The following is a 6,604-nucleotide window of genomic DNA, read 5'->3' as shown; positions in this document are numbered from 1 at the left end:
GAATCGGACCACGTCGCGCCGATGTTGTCCGGCTATCGAGCGACGTGGCCCTCCACGGTCCGCTCAGACCCGCACACGCCGCCGCCTCCGCTCGTTGCAGAAGCTGGACCGACGGCCGCCCCTCCGCTCGTTGGGCTGCGCGCGATATGGCCCGATTGGGCTATTTCGTTAGCACGAACGAGGCCGTAACCTCACGGGTTCCACCATCCGATCCTCAGGAGATCCCTTGCCCGCTCGCCGCATCTTGCTGGTGCTCTGTCTCGTCGCGTCCACGCTCGCGCTCGCACCGCTCGGTGCCGGAGCGACGAACGCCTCCACCTTTGTCACGAAAGAGGTTGGCGACCCGCAGGCCGCGGTCGCAGCCTGGACGCCGGAGCGCATGGCCGCCGCAGAACCTGCAGCGCCGCCAGCGATCCATCCCGAGGACCTAAACGCACCGCTTCCCGCGCGCGGCGAGCCCGTCTTCGTGCCCGGATCGGGGGCCTCGACCGAGCGCTACTCCTCCAGCAGCGCGGGCGGTTCGTCAGAGGGCCCTATCCCGTTCGAGCGTTTCCGGATCGAGGATCCCTCCGTGGCCCCGTACGCGGCGCATGGCGTCCTGTTCGGAAACGACAACGGCGTCGACTTCGGTTGTTCCGGCACCGCTATCAACAGCGACAACAAGAGCGTCGTGTGGACGGCCGCACACTGCCTCTACAGCGGCGGGAAGTTCGTCACCGACGTCGTCTTCGTTCCGGGCTACGAGGAGCAACGGGTGCCGTACGGGATATGGGCCGCGGACCAACTGGCCGTGCCCACCCAGTGGAAGGAGAGCCAGGACTCGAGGTACGACTTCGCCGGCTTCAGAACCCTTCCCAACGAGAGCGGCTCGCTCGGCGACGTCATCGCGCTGCGCGGGATCGCCTTCAATCAGCAGCCGACGGAGTTGTTCCAGTCCTTCGGCTATCCCGCGGTGCCCTCCGACCGGTTCGACGGCGAGCATCTCGAGACGTGCCGGTCGCACGGCAGCGGCCGTCTGTGGAGCGGCATGATCGCCATGGGCTGCGACATGGAGTTCGGCTCCAGCGGAGGTGGCTGGGTCATCCGCGATGAGTTCGTGGCCTCGAACGTGAGCGGCGGCAACACGAAGGTGTGGCCGAACGTCGCCTTCGGCCCGTACCTCGGGAGCGCGGCCCGCGCCCTCTACGACGGGCTGCGGGGCGGAACCAGCCCGATCCCGGAGCCGACGCCCACCGCGCCCCCCACGACCCCCGTGAAGCACCCGATGAAGGTCACCCTCGTGCTGCGGCGGCACGTCGTCGCCACTGGTCGGTTGACCCCGGTGGACGGCTACACCGCCTGTGCCCGTACCGCGCCGATCCAGCTGGGCAAGAAGAGGAGCGACGGCACCTTCTATCCGGTCGGGAAGCTGCTGTTCACCGATGCCGAGGGTCGCTTCCGGACGCGCCTGCGGGACCGGGCGGGCCGGTACGTGGCGTTCGCGGAGGCGAGCCCTTACGACAACTCGAACAGATGCGGCGAGGCTGTCACCTTCGCGCGGCACCGCCACTAACCCGAAGCGCCCGAGCTTTTCGACAAACGTGCGTTGAACCGGGCGGTTTGCCCGCCACCGTTCGGGGGGCGACGTCAGGCGCGGGTGTTGAACTCGTTCATCGCGCGTTCCGTCCCCGCCTGAAGGACCCGCTCCACCGCATCTGCGGCGCGGCCGACGATGTCCGGAAGCTCCTTTCGTTCGGCACCCGAGAAGTTCTGGAGCACGTAATCGACGGGGTCCAAACGGCCCGAGGGCCGCGAGATCCCGACACGGACGCGGACGAACTCCTTCGAGCCGAGATGGGCGGCCACCGACTTCAAGCCGTTATGGCCTGCCGTCCCCCCGCCCAGCTTCACACGGACTTCGCCGAACACGATGTCGAGCTCGTCGTGCACGACGATCACGCGCTCGACCGGTGTCTTGTAGAAGCGCGCGAGCTGGCCGAGCGGCCGGCCGCTCTCGTTCATATAGCCGGTGGAGCGCGCCAGCACCACCCGCTCGCCGGCGAGCAGCGTCTCCGCAACGAGCGCGCCGCTCTTGTGGCTCTTCAGCGAGCTCGAGGTGCGGGATAGCAGCTCCTGGATCACCAGGACGCCTGCATTGTGACGGGTCTGGGTGTAACGCTCGCCCGGGTTGCCGAGGCCGAGGACTATCCAGCGCCCGCCCTCTTGGTCGGGCGAGCGCCGGAACAGCGGCATCGCTGAAGGTCCTGGGAGTCGCTGGCGCTACGCCGGTTCCTTCTCGGCCCCGGGGTCGGCCTCGACCGACGGTTCGCCCGATCCATCGGACTCGTCGCCCGTGGCTCCGGTTGCGGCCTCCAGCCCCTCGACCGTCTGGTCCTCGCCCGACGCGCCCGCTGCAGCTTCGAGAGCCGCAAGCTCCTCTTCGCTGACGGCTTGGGCTATCGACGCGACCACCGTCTCGGGGTCCTGGACGAACTCGAAAGTCCGCGCCGACGAGAGGTCCGAGATCCGCAACGCGTGCCCGGCGTCGAGACCGGATGCGTCGGCGTCGATCGACTCCGGCAGGTCCGCCGGAAGCGCGCGGACGGTGACGGTGAACAGCGGCTGCTCGAGCACTCCGCCACCCCTCACCCCCGGCGAGTCCTCGCCGCCGATGAGGTGAACCGGAACCTCGGCCTCGACCTCGACGTTCAGGTCGACCTTCACGAAGTCGGCGTGGAGCAAGGTCCCCCTGACAGGGTCCCGCTGGATCTCGCGAGCCAGGGTCGTGATGCTCTGGCCGTCGATCTTCAGCCCGAGCAGCACGTTCATGCCGGCGTCGGTCTGCAGGGCTTGTACGAACTGGCGGCGGTCGACCTCGACGGCCACGGGATCCATGCCTCTCCCGTAGACGACGCCGGGGACCTTGCCGGCGAAGCGGGAGCGGCGCGCCGCGCCTTTGCCCGTTCCCTCGCGCTTCGTTACCTCGAGCTTCACCTCAGCCATCGGGACTCCTCTCCCTACCTCTGTGCAGGTGTGGATCGTTCGGTTGAACCCGCGCCGGCACGAGGGCCGGAGCGGGGGAAGCCAGCATTATAGAGGTTAGGGCTGGTTCTCTCCGTGGAACAGCTCCGAGACCGATTCCTCTTCGAACACCGCCTTGATCGTTTGAGCGATGGTCGGCGCGATCGAGAGGACGACGAGCTTGTCGATCGCCTTCTCGCTGGGGATCGGGAGGGTGTTCGTAGTCACCAGCTGGTGGATCGGCGAGTTCTTGATGCGGTCGGTCGCTGGGTCCGAAAGCTCCGCGTGCGTGGCCGCGGCGTAGACCTCTGTCGCACCTGCGGCCATCAAGGCTTCCGCGCCGTTCACGAGCGTCCCGCCGGTGCCGATCATGTCGTCGACGATGACGCAGGTTTTGCCCTCCACCTCACCGACGACGGCTAGCGTCTTGCTGACGTTGCGTACGTCGCGCGATCGCTTCTTGTGCATGAAGGCGACGCTGCCGTTCAAGCCATGGAACTCGTGCATGTGCTGCACCCATTTCTCAGTGAGACGAACCCTGCCCGCGTCCGGCGACACGATCACGAAGTCGTTCTCCAGCATGTTGGCGAAGTAATCAGCCAGCAGCGGCAACGCCGTCAGGTGGTCGAAAGGAACGTTGAAGAAGCCCTGGATCTGTCCCGTGTGGAGGTCGACCGAGAGGACACGATCCGCGCCGGCCGCCTCGTAGAAATCGGCGATCATCTTCGCCGCGATCGGCTCTCGCGAGCGGGTCTTCTTGTCCTGCCTCGCGTATGGGTAGAAGGGCGAGACCGCTGTGATGCGCTTGGCGGAAGCCCGCTTCAGCGCGTCGATCATGTGCAACTGCTGCATGAGGTGGACGTCGACGGGCGCCGAGTGGCTCTGGATCACGAACGCGTCGCAGCCGCGGACCGAGTCGTTGAACCGCACGTACTGCTCGGAGTTCGCAAACTCCTCGATCTCGACGGGACTCAGCTTCATGCCGAGGTGCGCGCAGACCTCCTCGGCAAGGCCGGGGTTGGCCGTACCCGAGAAGATCATCAGGCGCTTGTGCGTGGGTAGCTGCATCTATACCTATCCTCCCCCGTCGGAGCGGTTTCTGTCAGCTTCATCCAACCTTTTCATCTTGTCGCCCTTGCCCTCGATGACGCGAGCGGGAACCCCCACAGCGAGGGCGTCGTCGGGAACGTCGCCTCTAACGACGGACCCAGCTCCGGTGGCAGCACGCTTCCCGATGTGGACGGGTGCGACCAACATCGTGTCGGACCCGATGTAGGCGTCGTCGTCCACGACGCTGCGGTGCTTGTTCTGTCCGTCCCAGTTGCACGTGATCGTCCCCGCGCCGATGTTCACGCCGCTGCCGATCTCGGCGTCGCCCAGGTATGCGAGATGGTGCGCGGCGCTGTCATCTCCCACCACGGCGTTCTTCGTCTCCACGAAGGTGCCGAGCTCGGCCCCCCTGCCCAGTCGTGTCCCAGGACGAAGAGAGGCGAACGGCCCCACCGAGCTCTCGGGCCCCAGCACGGACGACCGAACGACCGCGAACGTCACCTTCGCGTCCGGCCCCACCTCGCTGTCGACGATCCTCACCTGCGGCCCGATCTCGGCACCGGCTCCGATCGTCGTGCTGCCCTGCAGGAACGTGAAGGGAAGGATCGTGGCATCCGGCTCGATAGTCACCTGTGAGTCGATGTAGGTCGTCGCCGGATCGACGATCGTGACGCCCTGCTCCAGCCAGTGCTCGGTCGCGCGGCGGTGAAGCAGCGTGGTGACCTGCGCCAGCTGGCTGCGTGAGTTCACCCCTGCGACCTCGCTCTCGGAAACCTGCAGCGCGTGCACCTTGCGCTCGGACGCGCGCAACAAGGCGATGACATCGGTGAGGTAGTACTCCCGCTGGCTGTTCTCGCTGTCCAGCTTCGCAAGCAGGTCTTCCAGGCCGTGCCGGTCGAAGACGTAGACGCCCCCGTTGATCTCGTCTATCGCCAACTCCGCGGTGCTCGCGTCGCGGTGCTCGACGATCTTCTCCACGCCGCCGTCGGCGTCGCGCACGACGCGGCCGTACCCCGCGGAGTCCGCAGCGCGCGCCGTCAGAACGGTCGCCGCGGCCGACGAGGAGACATGGTCCTCCCACAGCGACCGCAGCGTCTCCGCCGTGAGCAGCGGAGTGTCACCCGGAACCACCATGACGTGCCCGTCGCCCGCACCGGCCATCGCGAGAGCGACGCGCAGCGCATCCCCGGTCCCGTTCGGAGGATCCTGAACCGCGAACGTGCAGCCTTCGTCGGCGAACGCGGCCTCGATCAAGCCGCTGCTGGAAGTCACGACGATGACCTCGTCGAGCCCGAGCGGCCGCAGCGCCTCGAGGACGTGACCGAGCAACGGCCGCCCCGCGGCTTCGTGCAGGACCTTCGGGAGCCGGGACCTGAGGCGCTTGCCTTCTCCGGCGGCGAGAACGACCGCGATCCCACCGGTGCGCGCGCCGTCGTCTCCTCGACCTCGCGCCACCCGCATCTCCTTCGCTAGAAGTCGCTGCCCCGCCTGGATTCGAACCAGAACTTAGGGAACCAAAATCCCTCGGGCTGCCAATTACCCCACGGGGCACCGTCGCCTCCGGCGACCCGCCGGCTGCCTACGCATACTAAAGAAGCGCGGCGAGCATGATGGGCGTCACCGGCGTCAGGCGGAGCCGACGCAGCCGGAACTCGAAGAGGTGACCACGACCCGGTCGAAGGCGCCGAGAACCCGCTCCGCGATCGCGTGCGCGCCGGCCTCGTCTCCCGCGAGTCCGAACAGCGTCGGGCCGGACCCACTCAGCGCCACGCCCACGGCTCCGGCCGCCCGCAGCGCGTCCTTCCGCTCCCGAAGCTCCGGACGAAGCCGCAGAGCGACCGGCTCCAGGTCGTTGTGCAGTAACTCCCCCAGCTCGGCAACGTCGCCCGCGCCGAGGGCCATCGTCACGGGCGCGACCGCGGGGCGGTGCTCTGTCAGTTCCCCAAGGCCCGCGTACACCGTCGCGGTCGCAAGTGGCTCATCGGACATGCCGAGAACGAACCACAGCGGTCGCGGTGGTGGGGGCAGTGGTGCCAGCTTCTCGCCCCTGCCGGTCACCAAGCAGGTGGCGCCGCCGCCGAGGCAGTAAGGAACGTCGCTGCCGATCTCGGCTGCGAGCTCGAGCATCCGGCGGCGCTCGAGCCCCAGCTTCCACAGCTGATCCAGCGCCAAGAGCACGCCGGCCGCGTTGCTGCTTCCGCCGCCTAGCCCGCCGCCCAACGGGATGCGCTTATCGATCTGAACGCGGGCCCCGCGCCGGGTCGAGGTGGCTTCTTGCAAGCGGCGGGCGGCGATGTAAGCGAGGTTCTGTTCCTGTGACGGCAGGCCCACCACCACCTCCGAGTGCATCGCGACCGTGATTTCGTCGTCCGGCGCCTCTGCAACCTGGAGGTCATCGCCGAAGTCGAGGCTCTGGAAGATCGACTCGAGCTCGTGGTATCCGTCGGGACGGCGGCCGACGACGCGCAGGAACAGGTTGAGCTTCGCTCCGGTCCTGAGACGCAGCTCGCGGGTAGCCGCCACGGACCCCACGCTACCCCCGCGCCCTCTAGTA

At 67.7% G+C, this 6,604-nt stretch carries 6 protein-coding genes and 1 tRNA gene; 1 reads left to right on the top strand and 6 read right to left on the bottom strand.

Annotation, left to right across the window (positions count from 1 at the left end):
• The first annotated feature begins 226 nt into the window (after window positions 1–226).
• On the top strand, window positions 227–1,552 hold the full coding sequence (locus tag M3N53_13710) for a hypothetical protein (protein MDP9069383.1): 1,326 nt from the start codon (window positions 227–229) through the stop codon (window positions 1,550–1,552).
• A 74-nt stretch (window positions 1,553–1,626) separates the two neighbouring features.
• On the opposite strand, the gene pth is transcribed toward M3N53_13710, so the two are convergent.
• The 6 genes from pth to ispE all read right to left on the bottom strand — a co-directional run bounded on the left by pth (window position 1,627) and on the right by ispE (window position 6,573).
• Window positions 1,627–2,232 carry an aminoacyl-tRNA hydrolase gene (gene pth / locus M3N53_13705; GenBank protein MDP9069382.1) on the bottom strand — a complete coding sequence of 202 codons (606 nt, stop codon included), beginning with the start codon at window positions 2,230–2,232 and terminating at the stop codon, window positions 1,627–1,629.
• 27 nt (window positions 2,233–2,259) lie between these two features.
• Window positions 2,260–2,982 (bottom strand): 50S ribosomal protein L25, encoded by a 723-nt coding sequence (locus M3N53_13700; GenBank protein MDP9069381.1) that lies wholly within the window; start codon window positions 2,980–2,982, stop codon window positions 2,260–2,262.
• A 96-nt stretch (window positions 2,983–3,078) separates the two neighbouring features.
• Window positions 3,079–4,068: a ribose-phosphate diphosphokinase gene (locus M3N53_13695; protein MDP9069380.1), complete on the bottom strand. Its 990-nt coding sequence runs from the start codon at window positions 4,066–4,068 to the stop codon at window positions 3,079–3,081.
• A gap of 6 nt (window positions 4,069–4,074) precedes the next feature.
• Window positions 4,075–5,505, bottom strand: coding sequence for a bifunctional UDP-N-acetylglucosamine diphosphorylase/glucosamine-1-phosphate N-acetyltransferase GlmU (glmU, locus tag M3N53_13690; protein MDP9069379.1), 1,431 nt, complete (start codon window positions 5,503–5,505; stop codon window positions 4,075–4,077).
• A 24-nt stretch (window positions 5,506–5,529) separates the two neighbouring features.
• Window positions 5,530–5,601 (bottom strand) — tRNA-Gln (locus M3N53_13685).
• Between the two features lie 75 nt (window positions 5,602–5,676).
• Window positions 5,677–6,573 carry a 4-(cytidine 5'-diphospho)-2-C-methyl-D-erythritol kinase gene (gene ispE, locus M3N53_13680; protein MDP9069378.1) on the bottom strand — a complete coding sequence of 299 codons (897 nt, stop codon included), beginning with the start codon at window positions 6,571–6,573 and terminating at the stop codon, window positions 5,677–5,679.
• Window positions 6,574–6,604 lie beyond the last annotated feature (31 nt).

Source organism: Actinomycetota bacterium, from assembly GCA_030776625.1.
Taxonomy (GTDB): Bacteria; Actinomycetota; CADDZG01; order CADDZG01; family WHSQ01; genus MB1-2.
This window is presented reverse-complemented; position numbering and strand designations above follow the sequence as displayed.